Origin of the sequence: Streptomyces mutabilis (assembly GCF_014649815.1) — a bacterium.
GTDB classification, from domain to species: domain Bacteria; phylum Actinomycetota; class Actinomycetes; order Streptomycetales; family Streptomycetaceae; genus Streptomyces; species Streptomyces mutabilis.
In genome coordinates this window covers 1-14,938 of sequence record NZ_BMTT01000005.1, presented here as the reverse complement: position 1 = coordinate 14,938, position 14,938 = coordinate 1, and the positions used below count along the sequence as shown (strand labels likewise).

15 protein-coding genes and 2 pseudogenes are annotated in these 14,938 nt (G+C 72.4%); 9 read left to right on the top strand and 8 right to left on the bottom strand.

From position 1 onward, the window contains the following. Positions 1–96 precede the first annotated feature (96 nt). Positions 97–927, top strand: coding sequence for an aldo/keto reductase (locus IE142_RS12965; RefSeq protein ID WP_191885892.1), 831 nt, complete (start codon positions 97–99; stop codon positions 925–927). A gap of 72 nt (positions 928–999) precedes the next feature. Here IE142_RS12965 and IE142_RS12960 read toward each other — a convergent pair whose 3' ends face one another. The 4 genes and pseudogenes from IE142_RS12960 to IE142_RS36545 form a co-directional block, all read right to left on the bottom strand. After that, a complete protein-coding gene (locus IE142_RS12960) occupies positions 1,000–3,342 on the bottom strand; it encodes a SpoIIE family protein phosphatase (protein WP_191885891.1) in 2,343 nt (780 codons plus the stop codon). A 55-nt stretch (positions 3,343–3,397) separates the two neighbouring features. Beyond that, positions 3,398–3,856 carry a peroxiredoxin gene (locus IE142_RS12955; protein WP_191886171.1) on the bottom strand — a complete coding sequence of 153 codons (459 nt, stop codon included), beginning with the start codon at positions 3,854–3,856 and terminating at the stop codon, positions 3,398–3,400. Positions 3,857–3,861: 5 nt separating this feature from the next. Continuing rightward, positions 3,862–4,242 carry a DoxX family protein gene (locus IE142_RS12950; RefSeq protein ID WP_191885890.1) on the bottom strand — a complete coding sequence of 127 codons (381 nt, stop codon included), beginning with the start codon at positions 4,240–4,242 and terminating at the stop codon, positions 3,862–3,864. Positions 4,243–4,405: 163 nt separating this feature from the next. Beyond that, positions 4,406–4,588, bottom strand: a pseudogene (locus IE142_RS36545) (TetR family transcriptional regulator); the annotation flags it as partial. Here IE142_RS36545 and IE142_RS12945 point away from each other — a divergent pair. From IE142_RS12945 to hemC, 4 genes and pseudogenes are all read left to right on the top strand, one after another. Continuing rightward, a pseudogene (locus IE142_RS12945) lies at positions 4,583–5,170 on the top strand (MFS transporter); the annotation flags it as partial. The pseudogenes IE142_RS36545 and IE142_RS12945 overlap by 6 nt on opposite strands. A gap of 94 nt (positions 5,171–5,264) precedes the next feature. Next, on the top strand, positions 5,265–6,245 hold the full coding sequence (gene ligD / locus IE142_RS12940) for a non-homologous end-joining DNA ligase (RefSeq protein ID WP_191885889.1): 981 nt from the start codon (positions 5,265–5,267) through the stop codon (positions 6,243–6,245). A gap of 136 nt (positions 6,246–6,381) precedes the next feature. Then, positions 6,382–7,161, top strand: coding sequence for an NPP1 family protein (locus tag IE142_RS12935; RefSeq protein ID WP_191885888.1), 780 nt, complete (start codon positions 6,382–6,384; stop codon positions 7,159–7,161). Between the two features lie 73 nt (positions 7,162–7,234). Next, positions 7,235–8,170 carry a hydroxymethylbilane synthase gene (gene hemC, locus IE142_RS12930; RefSeq protein ID WP_191885887.1) on the top strand — a complete coding sequence of 312 codons (936 nt, stop codon included), beginning with the start codon at positions 7,235–7,237 and terminating at the stop codon, positions 8,168–8,170. Positions 8,171–8,187: 17 nt separating this feature from the next. Here the strand turns inward: hemC and IE142_RS12925 are convergent, their stop codons facing one another. Continuing rightward, positions 8,188–8,712, bottom strand: a complete 525-nt coding sequence (locus IE142_RS12925) for a hypothetical protein (RefSeq protein WP_043376240.1) — start codon at positions 8,710–8,712, stop codon at positions 8,188–8,190. A 301-nt stretch (positions 8,713–9,013) separates the two neighbouring features. Between IE142_RS12925 and IE142_RS12920 the strand changes: the two genes are divergently transcribed. Beyond that, positions 9,014–9,805, top strand: a complete 792-nt coding sequence (locus IE142_RS12920) for a SigB/SigF/SigG family RNA polymerase sigma factor (RefSeq protein ID WP_191886170.1) — start codon at positions 9,014–9,016, stop codon at positions 9,803–9,805. A 3-nt stretch (positions 9,806–9,808) separates the two neighbouring features. Here the strand turns inward: IE142_RS12920 and IE142_RS12915 are convergent, their stop codons facing one another. After that, positions 9,809–10,132, bottom strand: coding sequence for an ANTAR domain-containing protein (locus IE142_RS12915; RefSeq protein WP_191885886.1), 324 nt, complete (start codon positions 10,130–10,132; stop codon positions 9,809–9,811). A 227-nt stretch (positions 10,133–10,359) separates the two neighbouring features. Between IE142_RS12915 and IE142_RS12910 the strand changes: the two genes are divergently transcribed. After that, positions 10,360–11,163, top strand: a complete 804-nt coding sequence (locus tag IE142_RS12910; protein ID WP_191885885.1) for a VOC family protein — start codon at positions 10,360–10,362, stop codon at positions 11,161–11,163. A gap of 13 nt (positions 11,164–11,176) precedes the next feature. On the opposite strand, the gene glgX is transcribed toward IE142_RS12910, so the two are convergent. Both glgX and IE142_RS12900 read right to left on the bottom strand, forming a co-directional pair. Further along, complete coding sequence (glgX, locus tag IE142_RS12905) at positions 11,177–13,324, bottom strand: glycogen debranching protein GlgX (protein ID WP_191885884.1); 2,148 nt, start codon at positions 13,322–13,324, stop codon at positions 11,177–11,179. Next, positions 13,321–13,836 carry a pep a2 gene (locus IE142_RS12900; RefSeq protein WP_191885883.1) on the bottom strand — a complete coding sequence of 172 codons (516 nt, stop codon included), beginning with the start codon at positions 13,834–13,836 and terminating at the stop codon, positions 13,321–13,323. Before IE142_RS12900 ends, glgX begins: the two co-directional genes overlap by 4 nt. A gap of 236 nt (positions 13,837–14,072) precedes the next feature. Here IE142_RS12900 and IE142_RS12895 point away from each other — a divergent pair, with 236 nt between their 5' ends. Next, on the top strand, positions 14,073–14,345 hold the full coding sequence (locus IE142_RS12895; protein WP_191885882.1) for a DUF5133 domain-containing protein: 273 nt from the start codon (positions 14,073–14,075) through the stop codon (positions 14,343–14,345). Positions 14,346–14,397: 52 nt separating this feature from the next. Then, on the top strand, positions 14,398–14,938 hold a 541-nt coding region (locus IE142_RS12890; RefSeq protein ID WP_191885881.1), incomplete at its 3' end, for a maltotransferase domain-containing protein.

Sequence of the window (14,938 nt, the reverse complement as noted above, 5' to 3'; positions counted from 1 at the left end):
GGGCCGCGCCCGCCCCGTCCGGTTGATCACCACCGCCCGGCTGGGCGAGGCTGGACGGGCAGCACACCGCCGCGCAGATTCGAGGAAGGTCCCACGGTGATCAGTATCCCGACGCACACGCTCAACGACGGCACCGCGCTCCCCGCTCTGGGCCTCGGCACCTGGCCGATGACGGACGACGAGGCCCGGCGGGCGGTCCGCGAGTCCCTGGAGACGGGCTACCGCCTGATCGACACGGCGACCAACTACCGCAACGAGACCGGCGTCGGCCGTGGCGTGGCCGACAGCGGCGTCCCGCGCGAGGAGATCGTGGTGACGACCAAGCTGCCTGGCCGGCACCACGGTTACGAGGAGACGCTCGCCTCCTTCGAGGAGTCCCGTGCGCGGCTCGGCCTGGAGTACGTCGACCTGTACCTGATCCACTGGCCGCTGCCCCGGGTCGACAAGTACGCCGACTCCTGGAAGGCCATGGTCAAGCTGCGTGAGGACGGACTCGTGCGCTCGATCGGCGTCTCCAACTTCACCGCCGGGCACATCGAACGGCTGGAGGAGGAGACCGGCGTCCTGCCCTCCGTCAACCAGATCGAGCTGCACCCGCTCTTCCCGCAGGAGGAGCTGCGCGCCTTCCACGAGCGCAAAGGCATCCGCACGGAGAGCTGGAGCCCCCTGGGCCGCGGCAGCGACCTGCTGGACGATCCCGCCGTGGCGGCGGTCGCCGACGCCCACGACGTGACGCCCGCCCAGGCGGTCCTGCGCTGGCACACGCAGCTCGGCGCGGTGCCGATCCCCAAGTCCGCCGACCCCGCGCGTCAGCGGGCGAACCTGGACGTCTTCGGTTTCGAGCTGGACGACGCGCAGATGCGCGCGATCGCGGACCGCGCGCACCGTCGGATCGGTGGCGACCCGGAGGCGCACGAGGAGTTCTGACCGGCTACCCGGATCCGTCGGCGCGGATCCCCCGGGGAGGATTCGCAGGTGGGCACCCCGCGGGACGGCGGTTCACTCGGCGGGAAGCGACTGTTCCGCCCAGATCGTCTTGCCGGTGGTGGTCTGGCGGCTTCCCCAGCGCTCGGTGAGCTGGGCGACCAGGAGCAGGCCCCGGCCGCCCTCGTCGTAGGCGTGGGCCCTGCGCAGGTGCGGTGAGGTGGAGCTGCCGTCGGAGACCTCGCAGATGAGGGCGCCGTCGCGGATGAGGCGGAGCTGGATGGGCGGATCACCGTACCGGATGGCGTTGGTGACGAGTTCACTGACGACGAGTTCCATGACGAACGCCGTCTCGTCGAGTCCCCACGCCGCCAGCTGTTCGGTGGCGGACCGCCTCACGGCGGCGACGTGCGCGGGATCCGGGAGGATGTCCCAGGTGCGGATCTGGTGTGCGCCCAGCGCACGGGTGCGGGCCAGCAGCAGCGCCACGTCGTCGCTGGGCTCCTCCGGCAGGACGGCCTTGAGCACGGTGTCGCACAGGGCCTCCAGCGAGGCGGCCGGCGCGGTCAGCGCGTGGCGCAGTTCCGCGGTGGCGTGGTCGAGGTCGCGGTCGCGGTCCTCGATCAGGCCGTCGGTGTAGAGGGCGACGACGGAGCCCTCGGGCAGCTCCAGCTCGGTCGCCTCGAAGGGCAGCCCGCCGACGCCGAGCGGGGGCCCGGCGGTCATCGGGAACATGCGGGTGGTGCCGTCGGGCAGGACGACGGCCGGCGCGGGGTGGCCCGCGCCGGCCGCGGTGAGGCGGCGGCTGACCGGGTCGTAGACGGCGTAGAGGCAGGTGGCGCCCAGTTCCGCGACCTCGTTCCCGGTGTCGCCGGCCACGAGGTGGGTGACGAGGTCGTCGAGGTGGGTGAGGAGCTCGTCGGGCGGCAGGTCGACGTCGGCCAGGGTACGGACGGCCGTGCAGAGGCGGCCCATGGTCGCCGTGGACGGGATGCCGTGACCGACGACATCGCCGACGACGAGGGCGACCCGGCTGCCGGACAGCGGGATCACGTCGAACCAGTCACCGCCGATGCCGGCCGCGGAGGCGGAGGGCAGGTAGCGGTGGGCCACCTCGACCGCCGCGGGTCCGGGCAGGCCCCTGGGCAGCAGGCTGTGCTGGAGGGCCAGCGCGGTGGCACGCTCGCGGGCGAAGCGGCGGGCGTTGTCGATGCAGACGGCCGCCCGGCTGGCGAGTTCCTGGGCGAGGACGATGTCGTCGTCGACGTACGGTTCCTGGGGTGCTACGCGAACGGCCACCGCGACTCCCAGGGTGGTGCCGCGGGCCATCAGCGGCACGGCCAGGGCGGAGCGGACGCGTTCCCGGTAGGGGCGGTTGTGCGGGGCCTGTTGGTTGCGGACCCGCATCCACCGGTCGAAGTCGGGGTCCCCCGGTCCGGACAGCACCGGCCGCCCCTGGGCCAGCGCCCTGGCGGGTGCCGAGTACGGCGGGTAGACGTCGGTCTCACCCAGGTGCACGGAGGCCCGGGGGCTCCCCTCGTTCGCGGCGTCGTGGGCGACGCGGCGCAGGGCGATGCCCGCGGTCGGCGCCGCGATCGGTTCCTCCGTGCCGAGGACCCATTCGAGCAGGTCGGCGCTGGCGAAGTCGGCGAAGCGGGGGACGAGGAAGGCGATGAGCTCCTCGGCGGTGCGCACGACGTCCAGGGTGGTGCCGATACCGGCGGCGGCCTCGTTCAGCAGGGCCAGCCGCTGGCTCGCCCGGCGCTGGGCGGTGGTCTCGAAGCCCGCCACGGCCACGGCGGTCACCTGGTCGGACGCGTCGCGGACCGGCCACATCTCGACGGTCCAGGCGTGTTCGCCGAGCTGGGAGGAAGCGGGGGTGTAGGTCTCGTACCGCACGCTTCGACCGGATTCGGTGACCTCCCGCAGGTGCCGCATGAAGCCCTCCCCGTCGGCGTCGATCTCCTCCATGACGTCCGACAGCCGCCGTCCGATCACGTTCTCCCGCGGCAGTCCCAGCATGCGGCGGGCCGTGTCGTTGACCCTCAGGTAGCGCTGCCGGGTGTCGTGCACGGACATCGACAAGGACGCCTGCCGGAAGGTCTCCCCGGTCAGCAGGAGCGTCCCGTCGTCGGGCGGGCCCGCGGTCACCGCGTACCCCTGCGGGGTGCCGGCCGCCCCGAGCAGTGGCAGGGCGCGCACGGGCGCGGACACGGTCGAGCCGTCGCGGTGTCGGAGCAGCACCGTGGCGGACAGTTCGGACACGGCCTCGGGCGGCACGTCCCGGGCGAGCAGTTCTCGCGCGTCCCGCCCCACGACGTCTTCGGCGCAGTGGCCGGTCAGCCGCCGGGCGCCCTCGCTCCACCCCGTCACCGTGCCGCGGATGTCCAGGGTCGCCACGGCGGAGGCTTGCTCCATAGCGTCCAGGATTGACCCGTTGCGGCGGGGTTTCAACCGCAACGGGCACGGATGCCTACGCTCGGTGGGCGCGCAGTGCCGCCAGGGCGCGGTCGGCGTGCGCGTTCATCCGCAGCTCGCTGCGGACGACCTCCAGTAGGGTGCGGTCCTGACCGACGACGAAGGTGACCCGCTTGGTGGGGGCCAGGCTGAAGCCCCGTTTCACCCCGAACTGCTCACGCACGGCGCCGTCGGCGTCGGACAGCAGCGGCATGCCGAGGGTGTGGCGTCCGGCGAACTCCTGCTGCCGCTCGACGGGGTCGCCGCTGACGCCGACGGGGCGGGCGCCGGCCGCGGCGAACTCGGCGGCGAGGTCGCGGAAGTGACAGGCCTCCGCCGTGCAGCCGGGGGTCATGGCGGCGGGGTAGAAGAACAGCACGACCGGGCCGTCCGCGAGCAGCTCGGACAGGCGGCGCGGGGTGCCGGTCTCGTCCGGCAGTGTGAAGTCGTCGACCGTGTCACCGACGGCCGGCATCCGGCTCACGACCGGCCCTCGCTGCCCCTGGCGACGCCGCGGGCCCACAGGACGAGCGGCACCTGCACCGGCAGGCGTGCGTAGGCGGCGGCCTTCTGCGGCGCGGGGCGGTGCCGCCAGTCCACGGCCATCTTGACGTTGGCGGGGAACACCCCGACGAAGAAGGCCGCCGTGGTCAGCGCGGCGGCCCTGCGGGTGCGGGGCAGGGCGATGCCCGCGGCCAGCGCCAGTTCGGCGACGCCACTGGCGTACGTCCAGGCACGGGGCGTGCCGGGCAGGCCGCGCGGGACGATCGCGTCGAAGGTGCGGGGGCGCGCGAAGTGGGCGACGCCCGCGGTGGCCAGCAGGCCGGCGAGCAGCAGGGGTGAGCGTCGGGAACGGGACACGGTTCCTCCTCAAGGGGGCTGCCGCGCGATATTACTCGACGGTAGGAGGCGGGGGTGCGTCCGGCTGGGGTACGGCCGTAGGGGGAGCGCACCGTGCGGTGGGGGGTGACCTTGGCGAGGGCGACGGCGGTTGGCCCGGCAGCTCCGCGTGGTCACCGCGCCCTCACCTGCCCACGATCGCGTCGACGAGCCCGTCGGCGGCGTCCTGCCGACCGGCGCGTGGGGTGGGCCGCCCCTCGGCGAGGGCGCGCTACCGCTCGGCCGCCACGCGCACGATGAGACGGCGGGCCATGTCCCCCCGCTCGGCCCGGAGCTCGCCCGGCAGCGCGGGCATGCAGCGGTCCTGCAGTTGCCCGAGACGACCGGTTACGGCCCCGGCCGTCCCTGCTGGCCGCGGGCCCGGTCATGGCGCCGTCCGGCTGGTGATGATGGCGTTCGCCCCGGTCTCCGCCAAGGCCTCCAAGGCCAGGGGTCCGAAGGCGACCCTGACGACCGGCGCGCTGATCGTCGCGGCAGGCCACGGACTGAACATCTTGCTGATGGCCGAGGTGTGGCAGTTGGTGCCGGCCTCCTGTGTCATCAGCGCGGGCATCGGCTTCACCTAGGGCGCGGTGCCCGCCCTGATCATGGGTGCGTGCCGACGAGCGAGACGGCCGCCGCGAACAGCCGCAACACCCTCATGCGGTCCATCGGCACGTCCCTCGCCGGCGCGCTCGCGGGCGTGGTACCGGCCCAGATGACCATCAGCCTCGGCGGCTTCGCCCTGCCGTCCGAGAACGCCTTCAAGGTGGTCATGGGCATCGGGGCGGGCGCGGCCCTGCTCGCCTTCGTGATCGCCTCCGTCATCCCGCGGCACCGTCCCGCCGCCGGCGCGGCGCACCCGGCACCTGCCGGTGACGTCGACGCTCGGGCCGCCTCCGTGCGCTGACCGCGACGGCGCCGGCCCCGCGGGACCGGCGCCGTTCAGGCGAACCTGGCGGGCAACCCGCGTGAGGACGTGCGGGCACGTCGAAGACTGACCCGTGGAGTTGCCGCTGATCCCTCCGATGCTCGCCACCTCCGGCACCCTGCCGCCCGCCGTGCAGGACGCACGCTGGGCCTACGAGACCAAGCAGGACGGCCAGCGCGCGATCGTCTACCTGCCGGGCGACGGAAGCGTGCTGCTGCGGGCCCGTTCCGGACAGGACATCACGGCCGCCTATCCGGAACTGGCGCCGCTCGCCACCGCTCTCGGCCCCACTCCGGCCGTACTGGACGGGGAAGTACTGGCCCTGGACGAACAGGGTCGCGCCGACTTCCAGTTGCTGCAGTCCCGCATGGGCCTGGCGCACGCCCCGGGCCGGGCCGCGCACCGGGCGGCGAAGGCCCCCGTCCATCTGGTGCTCTTCGACGTCCTGCACGTGGCGGGCCAGTCCCTGCTCCGGCTTCCCTACACCCGCCGCCGCGAACGGCTGACGGACCTCGGCCTCGGCGGTCCGTCCTGGTCGACCCCGGCCGCGCTGGTCGGCCACGGAGACCAGGCCCTGCGGGCCACCCGGGAGCACGGTCTCGAGGGCCTGGTGTGCAAGCGGCTGGACTCGGTGTACGAGCCGGGGGTCCGCTCCCGTGCCTGGATCAAGATCCGCAACATGCGCAGCGAGGACGTCGTGGTCGGCGGTTGGCTGCCCGGCAGGGGACGGCTCAGCGGACTCCCGGGCGCCGTCCTGGTCGGCCAGCGCGCCGCGGGCCGACTCCGCTACGTCGGCGGGGTCGGCACCGGCTGGAACACGGCCGAGCGCACCGAACTGGCGGCGCTGCTGCGGGCCGCCGCGACGGACGTGTGCCCCTTCGACCCCGTGCCGCCCGTTCCGGGGGCGCGCTGGGTGGTGCCCCGGCTGGTCGGCGAGGTCCGCTACAGCACCCGCACCCGGGAGGGCATGCTGCGCCAGCCGTCCTGGCTGAGGCTCCGCCCGGATCTGGCTCCCGAGGAGTCGGCCGCCGACCTTCCGGACGACCTGATGTGACGTGTGATCAAGTATTGGGCCGGTCTTCACCACAGGGACGCCTGTGCGCCCTTGGCACGGAAGTGGAACGACGGCACCCTGAACTCCCCTGCCCCCCACAGCCGTTGGGCTGCGCCCGGATCCAGAGGAGGACGCGATGCCGTCGCGTGCCACCACCCCCGCCCGCCGCAAGAGATGGCTCACCGCACCGCTCGGTGCCCTCGCCCTAGTCGTCGCCTTCCCCGCCACCGCCTTCGCCGCCCCGCCCCCGGGGCTGCCCGGCAACGCCGACAGCCTGGAGCGGGCGTACCAGCCCGCCTACGACTACGACACCGACGGCTGCTACCCCACGCCGGCCATCGGTGCCGACGGGACGGTCAACGGCGGGCTCAACCCGACCGGCGCCCTCAACGGCAACTGCCGGGACGCAGCGGACCTGGACAACACCAACGGCTACGCGCGTGCCAAGTGCGACAACGGCTGGTGTGCCTACATGTACGGCCTCTACTTCGAGAAGGACCAGGCGCTGCCCGGCAGCAGCCTCGGCGGTCACCGGCACGACTGGGAGCACGTCGTGGTGTGGGTGCGCGACGGCGCCGTCGAGTACGTCTCGACGTCCAACCACGGCTCGTTCAGCGTGCACGCGAGGTCGGCGGTCCGTTTCGACGGCACCCATCCGAAGATCGTCTACCACAAGGACGGCATCGGCACCCACTGCTTCCGCCTGGCCACCGCCGGGGACGAGCCGCCGGAGAACCACAAGGGCGGATGGCAGTATCCGACCCTGGTCGGCTGGAACGGCTATCCCGCCGGAGTGCGCGACAAGCTGAGCTCCTACGACTTCGGCAGCGCCAACTTCGGCCTCAAGGACGGCAGTTTCGCCTCCCACCTGGCCGCCGCCAAGCCGGCCGGCATCCCCTTCGACCCGAACGCCTGAGGCGACCGGAGAGGACAGGGCCGGTCGAGCGAACCGCGACCCCAAACCTCCCCGCGCGCACTATCGTGTCCGCATGGCCGTCCCCGAACTGATCCGCATCGTGTCCCGCGACTCCCCCATGGCCCTGGCTCAGGTCGAGCGCGTCCGGGCCGAGTTGGCGGCCCTCCACCCCGGCGTGCGCACCGAGGTCGTACCGGTGAAGACCACCGGCGACAAGTGGCTCGGCGCCCTGTCCCAGGTGGAGGGCAAGGGCGCGTTCACCAAGGAGGTCGACGCCGCGCTGCTGTCGGGCGAGGCCGATCTCGCGGTGCACTGCGTCAAGGACGTGCCCGCCGACCGGCCGCTGCCGGCCGGCACGGTGTTCGCCGCCTTCCTCGAGCGGGACGACATCCGCGACGCCCTGGTCCACCCGGGCGGGCTCACCCTGGACGAGCTTCCGGCCGGGGCCCGCGTCGGCACCTCCTCGGTGCGCCGCGTCGCCCAGCTGGCCGCCACCCACCCGCACCTCACGTGCGTGCCGTTCCGCGGCAACGCCAACCGGCGGCTGGCCAAGCTCGCGGCCGGCGAGGCGGACGCCCTGCTGCTCGCGGTCTCGGGACTGGAGCGCATCGGCCGCCGCGACGTGATCAGCGAGGTCCTCTCACCCGAGACCATGATGCCGCCGATCGGTGCGGGCGTCCTCGCCCTGCAGTGCCGCGAGGGCGACAGCGACGTGATCGACGCGGTGAGCGGCCTCGGCCACCCGGAGACCCATCGGGAGGCGACGGCGGAGCGCATGTTCCTGCACGTCCTGCAGGGGCACTGCAACAGCCCGATCGCCGGGTTCGCCCGGGTGGGCCGCAGCGGGGAACTCTCCCTGCGGGCCTGCGTGTTCACCCCGGACGGCAAAACCCGGCTGAACGCCCACGAGTGGGCCGGACGGCTCGATCCGGCGACCCTGGGCACCTCGGTCGCCGTGGCGCTGCTGCGGCAAGGGGCCCGCGAGATCATCGACGGCATCGCGCACTGAGGGCCGCGCGCCGTGGGTCAGGCGGTGCCCTCCTCCGCCTGGTCCCGCAGGAAGGCGCTCACCTGGTGCGCCAGCCCGTCCTCGCGCACCGTACCGGGAAAGGCTCCGCACTCCCCGTCGGGCAGCCCCAGGCCGCCGGTCCACAGCCGGCGGTCGGCCCACTCCTCGTCCACCCGCAACTGCACCTGGACGTCCACCTGGCCGAGGCTCGCCTCGGGGCCGGCCGCGTAGAGCACGGCGGTGGCCCGGCGCAGCGGGTAGACGTCGAAGCCCTCGATGAACTGGGAGTTGCGCCAGTCGAGGAAGGCGCTCTCCCCGTCGGGGCCGATCCGTACGTCGATCTGGCCGTCCTCCAGGTGGACGGTGACGTGCCCGGCGCCCCGGTTCTCCACGGTCACCCGGACACAGAAATACGTCAGCCCCTCGGCTGCGTCGTCGCGCCCACGCGGCGGCTCGGCCGGCTCCAGACGGTGGACGCGGACCCGCAGCCCGGCGTGCCCGTCGTACTCCTGCCAGTCCCCGACCACGTTCGGCTCGTACACGGCGCCCCTCTCGACCTCTCGACGCTGCTTCCTATCTGTGCGCTCAGCGCACTGTCAAATGAGCGGAATGAGCTGTGGCCAGGGGATTCGCCCCTTTTGGTCGGCGATCAAGCGTTGCCCAGCAACGATCCGCCGTGGCCGGTCCGGGAAGATCGCCCGCGGCGTGCCGCACATCACGTCCGGCGGCTGCGGTGGCCCGGTCACCTGTCCGCCGCCGTTCGGGTGGCAGTCCGGGGCATTCGCGCTCAGTATCCATATATATGAGGACTTGCCAGCACCCCTGCTGAGGGAGGTGCGCCTGATGCGTATCGCCGGCAGAACCAAACCCCACCCCCACGACGACGCCCCCGACACGGCCGCGGCGTTCGACCGGCTCGCCGGGCTGCCCGAAGGCCCCGAGCGCCGGGCGCTGCGGGACGAGCTGATCCGGGTCTGGCTGCCCATGTCCGAGCGGATCGCGGTCCGCTTCCGGGGCCGCGGCGAGAACCTGGAGGACCTCTACCAGGTGGCGGCCCTTGGCCTGGTGAAGGCGGTCGATCACTACGATCCGCAGCGCGGCCACGCCTTCGAGGCGTACGCCGTGCCGACCGTGACCGGCGAGATCAAACGGCACTTCCGCGACCACATGTGGACCCTGCACGTGCCGCGCCGCATCCAGGACCTGCGCAACCGGGTCCGCAGATCCGCGAAGGAGCTGGCGCAGACCACACCGGGACGCGCGCCGACGGTCGAGGAGATCGCCGAGCACGCCCAGCTGACCACGGCCGAGGTGCGTACCGGGATGGAGGCCCTGGAGTGCTTCTCGGCGCTCTCCCTGGAGGCGGAGATGCCCGGCACCGACGGGTACGCCCTGGGGGACGCGCTCGGCGGCCCGGACCCGGCCTTCGACACGGTGGTGGACCGGGTGGCCGTACGACCGTGCCTGGAGGCGCTGCCCGAGCGGGAGCGCACCATCCTCTACCTGCGCTTCTTCGGCGGCATGACGCAGAGCCGCATCGCGCAGCAGCTCGGCATCTCCCAGATGCACGTCTCCCGGCTGCTCAGCGGCTGCTTCGACCGGATCCGTGAGGAGATCCTCACGGAGGCCCGCTGACCGTCAGCCGACCTGGGGCGGGGCCCCTGGGATCTGGGTCGGGCCGTGCCGGTCCAGGGCTTCCTCGAGCGCGGCCCGGATCTCCGCCGGCATCACTCCGGTGCGCCCCCAGATGAGTATCATTTCTGCCACATTGCGCAGTTTGATGTTCGTATGCTGGGAAACTTCCTTCAGTACGATCCACCCCTGGTCCGGGGTGACGCGGCCGAGGACGACGACCATTCCGATCGCCTGGTCGACGACGGCGTGCGAGACGACCGCCTCCTTCAGCTGCCTGACCTGTTCCTGCAGCTGGAAGATCTGGTCCGAGCCCCAGTCCGTGGGCATGGTCACCTCCGGATCCGGCGGTTCACCGCCGCCTGTGCCGCGCGGGACGGCTCCGACGCATCCATCGTGGTCACATGTGCCGCCCCGCGCCACTGGGCCGTCCGGGGCCGGAGCACCACCGTTTCGCCGCCGCGCCGCGGGTACTCGGCAGGCGCCCGCCGCACTCCCGGCCGGACACTGGTGTGGAGCCGGTGGCTGCCGGTGGACGAGACCAGGACGCGACTGCCATGAAACACGACATGCCCTTCCCCGCCGGCGGGGAGAGCCTTATGCCCACGCACTCCGTGTACGGGGCCCCCTGCTGGGTGAGCCTGACCGGCCGTGATCTCAAGGTCACCGAGGAGTTCTACACCGCCGTGCTGGGCTGGCGGTGGCGGCCCGCCAAGCTGGGCGAGCCGTTCCGCATCGCGCTGGCCGACGGGGCGCCCGTCGCCGGGATCGCCGCGGTCGCCGCGATGTGGCAGATGGCGGTGGCGTGGACGCCGTACTTCGCCGTGCGAAACGCGGACGAGGCGGTGTCTCGGGTGGCCGAGCGCGGCGGCACGGCCGCGGTCGGGCCGATCTCCCTGCCGCCCGGGCGGGCGGCCCTGCTGGCCGACCGGGACGGCGCGACCTTCGGCATCTGGGAGGGCGAGCTGTTCTCCGACTGGGAGACGTGGCGCGCCTCCCGGCCCGCCTTCATCCGGCTGCACACGCGGGACGCCTTCGACGCCGCCATCTTCTACGGCGAGATCTTCGACTGGGCGGGGCCCGACGGTTGCTGCGAGGTTCAGTACGAGGGCGACGAGGTGGTTCTGCGCAGCCAGGGGGACGTGGTGGCGCGCATCGAGTCGGGCGCTCTGGAAGCGGCGCCCGACCCGGCCATCCGGCCGCACTGGCAGGTGCACTTCGCGGTCGAGGATGTCGCTGCCTGTGCCCGCACGGCCGAGCGGCACGGCGGCAGCGTGCTGTCGCTGGGCGACGACGAGGCCGTGCTGCGGGACGCCGACGGCGCGCAGTTCACGGTGACCGCGCGCCGCTTCGGCGGCTGACCTCACGGGCTGCTCACCGGCCGCTGCGGGAGGGCCGGGAGAGCAGCACCAGGCTGCGCTGCTCGACGTGCACCACGGTGCCCGCCTTGTGTTCCGCCTCGTCGGGGACGCCCTCCGGGTCCGCGGTGTCGATCAGGGTCGTCCAGCGCTCGCCGTAGGTGGCGTCGGGCAGCCTGAAGCCGCCCGACTCCCAGTGGCTGTTGAGCAGGAGCAGGAAGGAGTCGTCGGTAACGGGCCGGCCCCGGGGGTCCGGTTCGGCGATGGCGTCGCCGTTGAGGAAGACGCCGACGGTGTGCGCGTCGCCGCGCCGCCAGTCGTCGTCGGTCATCTCCCGCGCGTCCGGTCGCAGCCACACGAGGTCGGGCAGCGGCTGGTCCGCATGGGTGACGGTCTCGCCGCGGAAGTAGCGGCGCCGGCGCAGCACGGGGTGGTCGGCGCGCAGCGCGATGAGGCGCCGGGTGAAGGCCAGCAGCGCGCGCTGCTCGTCGTTCATCCGCCAGTCGATCCAGGAGATCTCGTTGTCCTGGCAGTAGGCGTTGTTGTTGCCGCGCTGGGTGCGGCCGAGTTCGTCGCCGTGGCAGAGCATCGGGATGCCCTGCGAGAGCAGGAGCGTGGCGAGGAAGTTGCGCTGCTGGCGGCCGCGCAGCTCCCTGACGGCCGGGTCCTTGGTCTCGCCCTCGACGCCGCAGTTCCACGACCGGTTGTGGCTCTCGCCGTCCCGGTTGCCCTCGCCGTTGGCCTCGTTGTGCTTGTCGTTGTACGAGACGAGGTCGCGCAGGGTGAACCCGTCGTGCGCGGTGACGAAGTTGACGCTGGCGCGGGGGCGGCGCCGGCTGTGCTGGTAGAGGTCGGAGGAGCCGGTCAGCCGGGAGGCGAACTCGCCGAGCGTGTGGTCCTCGCCTCGCCAGAAGTCCCGTACCGCGTCCCGGTACATGCCGTTCCACTCCGACCACAGCTGCGGGAAGTTGCCCACCTGGTAGCCGCCCTCGCCGACGTCCCAGGGCTCGGCGATCAGCTTGACGCGGCTGATCACGGGGTCCTGCTGGATGAGGTCGAAGAACGCCGACAGCCGGTCCACCTCGTGGAACTGCCGGGCGAGTGTGGCCGCGAGGTCGAAGCGGAAGCCGTCGACGTGCATCTCGGTGACCCAGTACCGCAGCGAGTCCATGATCAGCTGGAGGACGTAGGGGTGCCGCATCAGCAGGCTGTTGCCGGTGCCGGTGGTGTCGTAGTAGTGCTGCCAGTCGCCGTCCACCAGGCGGTAGTAGGAGGCGTTGTCGATGCCGCGGAAGGAGAGGGTGGGGCCCTTCTCGTTGCCCTCGGCGGTGTGGTTGTAGACCACGTCGAGGATCACTTCGAGGCCGGCCTCGTGCAGGGTCTTCACCATCGACTTGAACTCGGTGACCTGCTGGCCGCGGGTGCCCAGGGCGGCGTAGCCGTTGTGGGGCGCGAAGAAGCCGATGGTGTTGTAGCCCCAGTAGTTGGACAGGCCCCGGTCCTGGAGGTGGCCGTCGTGCACGAACTGGTGCACCGGCATCAGCTCCACGGCGGTCACGCCGAGGGACTTCAGGTGGTCCACGATCGCGGGGTGCGCGAGCCCCGCGTAAGTGCCGCGCAGTTCCTCGGGCACGTCGGGGTGGGTGCGGCTGAGGCCGCGCACGTGGGCCTCGTAGATCACGGTCTCCGAGTACGGCTGCCGGGGCGGGCGGTCGTCGCCCCAGTCGAAGAAGGGGTCGGTGACCACGCCGAGCATGGTGTGCCCGGCGCTGTCGCCGGGGTCGGCCTTGCCCTGGGCCCGCTCGAAGAGGGAGGCGTGGTTGTCCACCTGACCGTCCACCGCGCGGGTGTAGGGGTCCAGGAGCAGTTTCTTCGGGTTGCACCGGTGGCCCACGGCCGGGGCCCACGGACCGTGGACCCGGTAGCCGTAGCGCTGCCCCGGGCCGACGCCGGGCAGGTAGCAGTGCCAGACGAAGCCGTCGACGTCGGGCAGCGGGATCGTGCTGTGGGTGCCGTCGTCGTCGACGAGGACGAGGTCGACGCGTTCGGCGACCTCGCTGAACAGGGCGAAGTTGGTGCCCTGCCCGTCGTACACGGCCCCCAGGGGATAGGGGAGCCCGCTCCACACGGGCGCCCCCTTCCAGTTCGGCCGGGAGCGGGTCACCGGGCCTCCTCCAGAACGCCGTTCACGATGTCGGCGGGACGGCCCAGCCGGGCCATCGGCATGATCTCTCGCGGCACTTCCAGCCCCTCCTGTGTGATCGGTTCCGGCCCCTTCGCGACCAACGGCACGCGCTCGCCGGCCCGGGCCCGCTGCGAGAACCAGATGACCTTGGCCCCCGTGTCGGCGGCGCAGCAGCCCCAGCCGTCGCTGGTCGCGGCGAGGTGCTCCAGGCAGGTGCGCAGGTCCTGGTCGGGACGGAGCGCGTGGTCGTTGCCCCCCACGGCCGTGATGAGGTGCTGGCGGTTCCACCACATCTCGATAGACGTGTGCTTGTCGCTCGCGTGCTCGTCGATCGCCCTGAGCAGCATCTCGGCGCCGGTGCACACGGGTTCGACGAGGTTCTCCAGGTCCCAGAACCGGAGGTGGGCGGCCAGGATGCGCCTGACCTGTCCGACCCGTTCCGGGCTCACTTCCACGTCGAGGTGGTAGTAGCAGGGCACTGCGGTCTTCATCGTCGTGGCTCCTCACCGCGAAGGCTCTCGCTCCTCCTCGTCCCGTGGGGGACGGGCTCCCCGATCACGAAGCGTGAGCATTGATCGCTTCTGAGTCACTCCAGAGTGGGAGCCGTAGTCCATTCGTGCAACACGAGAAAGTAGTTGAAGATCCAACAAGACGGTGAGTCACCACGCGTGCACCATGTGTGAAGAGCTCGATCGTCCGTACCGGACCGTCCGGAAGGTGACCGGCCATGCTGCTCCCTGCGAAGTCAGAGGTCGCCCGGCAGCTGCGGCGCTACCGCGCCTGGGAACGCTCCATGCTGGCGTCCCCCTCGGACGTAGCTGTCCGGGCGACCTTCGAGGACTCCGGCTACACCCTGTGCGTGCTGATGGGAAAGCGGTGCGCACGCGAGGCCGCGGAGGCGGCCGAACGGTACCTGCGGACGAACCTGGTCACCTGTGCGCAGGAGCAGCCGGAACTGCTCTCCCCGTCGGGGCGGAAGACCCCCTCCGGCGCGGCTTGACCCATTCGGCCGGGCCGGCGCCCGGCCCCGAGCACGGCGGAGGTGAGAACGGATGAGCACGACCGTGGAGATCGGGCGTATCCCGGTACGGGACGTCCACCCGGTGGTGGATCACGGCAGGCGGCCGGCGAAGGCGGTGGCGGGAGAGACGTTCCAGGTCACCGCCTCCGTGTTCCGCGAGGGGCATGACGCGGTGGCCGCCAATGTCGTGCTGAAGGACCCCGAGGGCCGGCCGGGGCCGTGGACCCCGATGCGGGAGCTGGCCCCGGGCAGCGACCGGTGGGGCGCCGAGGTGACCCCGGACGCCCCGGGCAACTGGACCTACCGGGTCGAGGCGTGGAGCGACCCGGTCACCACCTGGCAGCGACACGCCCGGATCAAGGTACCGGCCGGCATCGACACCGGACTGGTCCTGGAGGAGGGCGCCGAACTGTACCGGCGGGCCGCCACGGGGGTACCCGAGGACGACGGCCGTGCCGTGGTGCTGGCCGCCGCCGAGATGCTGCTCGACGACACGCTCCCCGTGGCCACCCGGTTGGCGGCGGCGTTGACGCCCGAGGTGGACGCGGTACTGGCCCGGCACCCGCTGCGGG

Bases quoted from the DNA above. Each gene is read 5' to 3' on its own strand.
- IE142_RS12960 (WP_191885891.1), bottom strand. From the start codon at position 3,342: ATGGAGCAAGCCTCCGCCGTGGCGACCCTGGACATCCGCGGCACGGTG.
- IE142_RS12955 (WP_191886171.1), bottom strand. From the start codon at position 3,856: ATGCCGGCCGTCGGTGACACGGTCGACGACTTCACACTGCCGGACGAG.
- IE142_RS12935 (WP_191885888.1), top strand. From the start codon at position 6,382: ATGCCGTCGCGTGCCACCACCCCCGCCCGCCGCAAGAGATGGCTCACC.
- hemC (WP_191885887.1), top strand. From the start codon at position 7,235: ATGGCCGTCCCCGAACTGATCCGCATCGTGTCCCGCGACTCCCCCATG.
- IE142_RS12920 (WP_191886170.1), top strand. From the start codon at position 9,014: ATGCGTATCGCCGGCAGAACCAAACCCCACCCCCACGACGACGCCCCC.
- IE142_RS12915 (WP_191885886.1), bottom strand. From the start codon at position 10,132: ATGCCCACGGACTGGGGCTCGGACCAGATCTTCCAGCTGCAGGAACAG.
- IE142_RS12910 (WP_191885885.1), top strand. From the start codon at position 10,360: ATGAAACACGACATGCCCTTCCCCGCCGGCGGGGAGAGCCTTATGCCC.
- IE142_RS12900 (WP_191885883.1), bottom strand. From the start codon at position 13,836: ATGAAGACCGCAGTGCCCTGCTACTACCACCTCGACGTGGAAGTGAGC.
- IE142_RS12895 (WP_191885882.1), top strand. From the start codon at position 14,073: ATGCTGCTCCCTGCGAAGTCAGAGGTCGCCCGGCAGCTGCGGCGCTAC.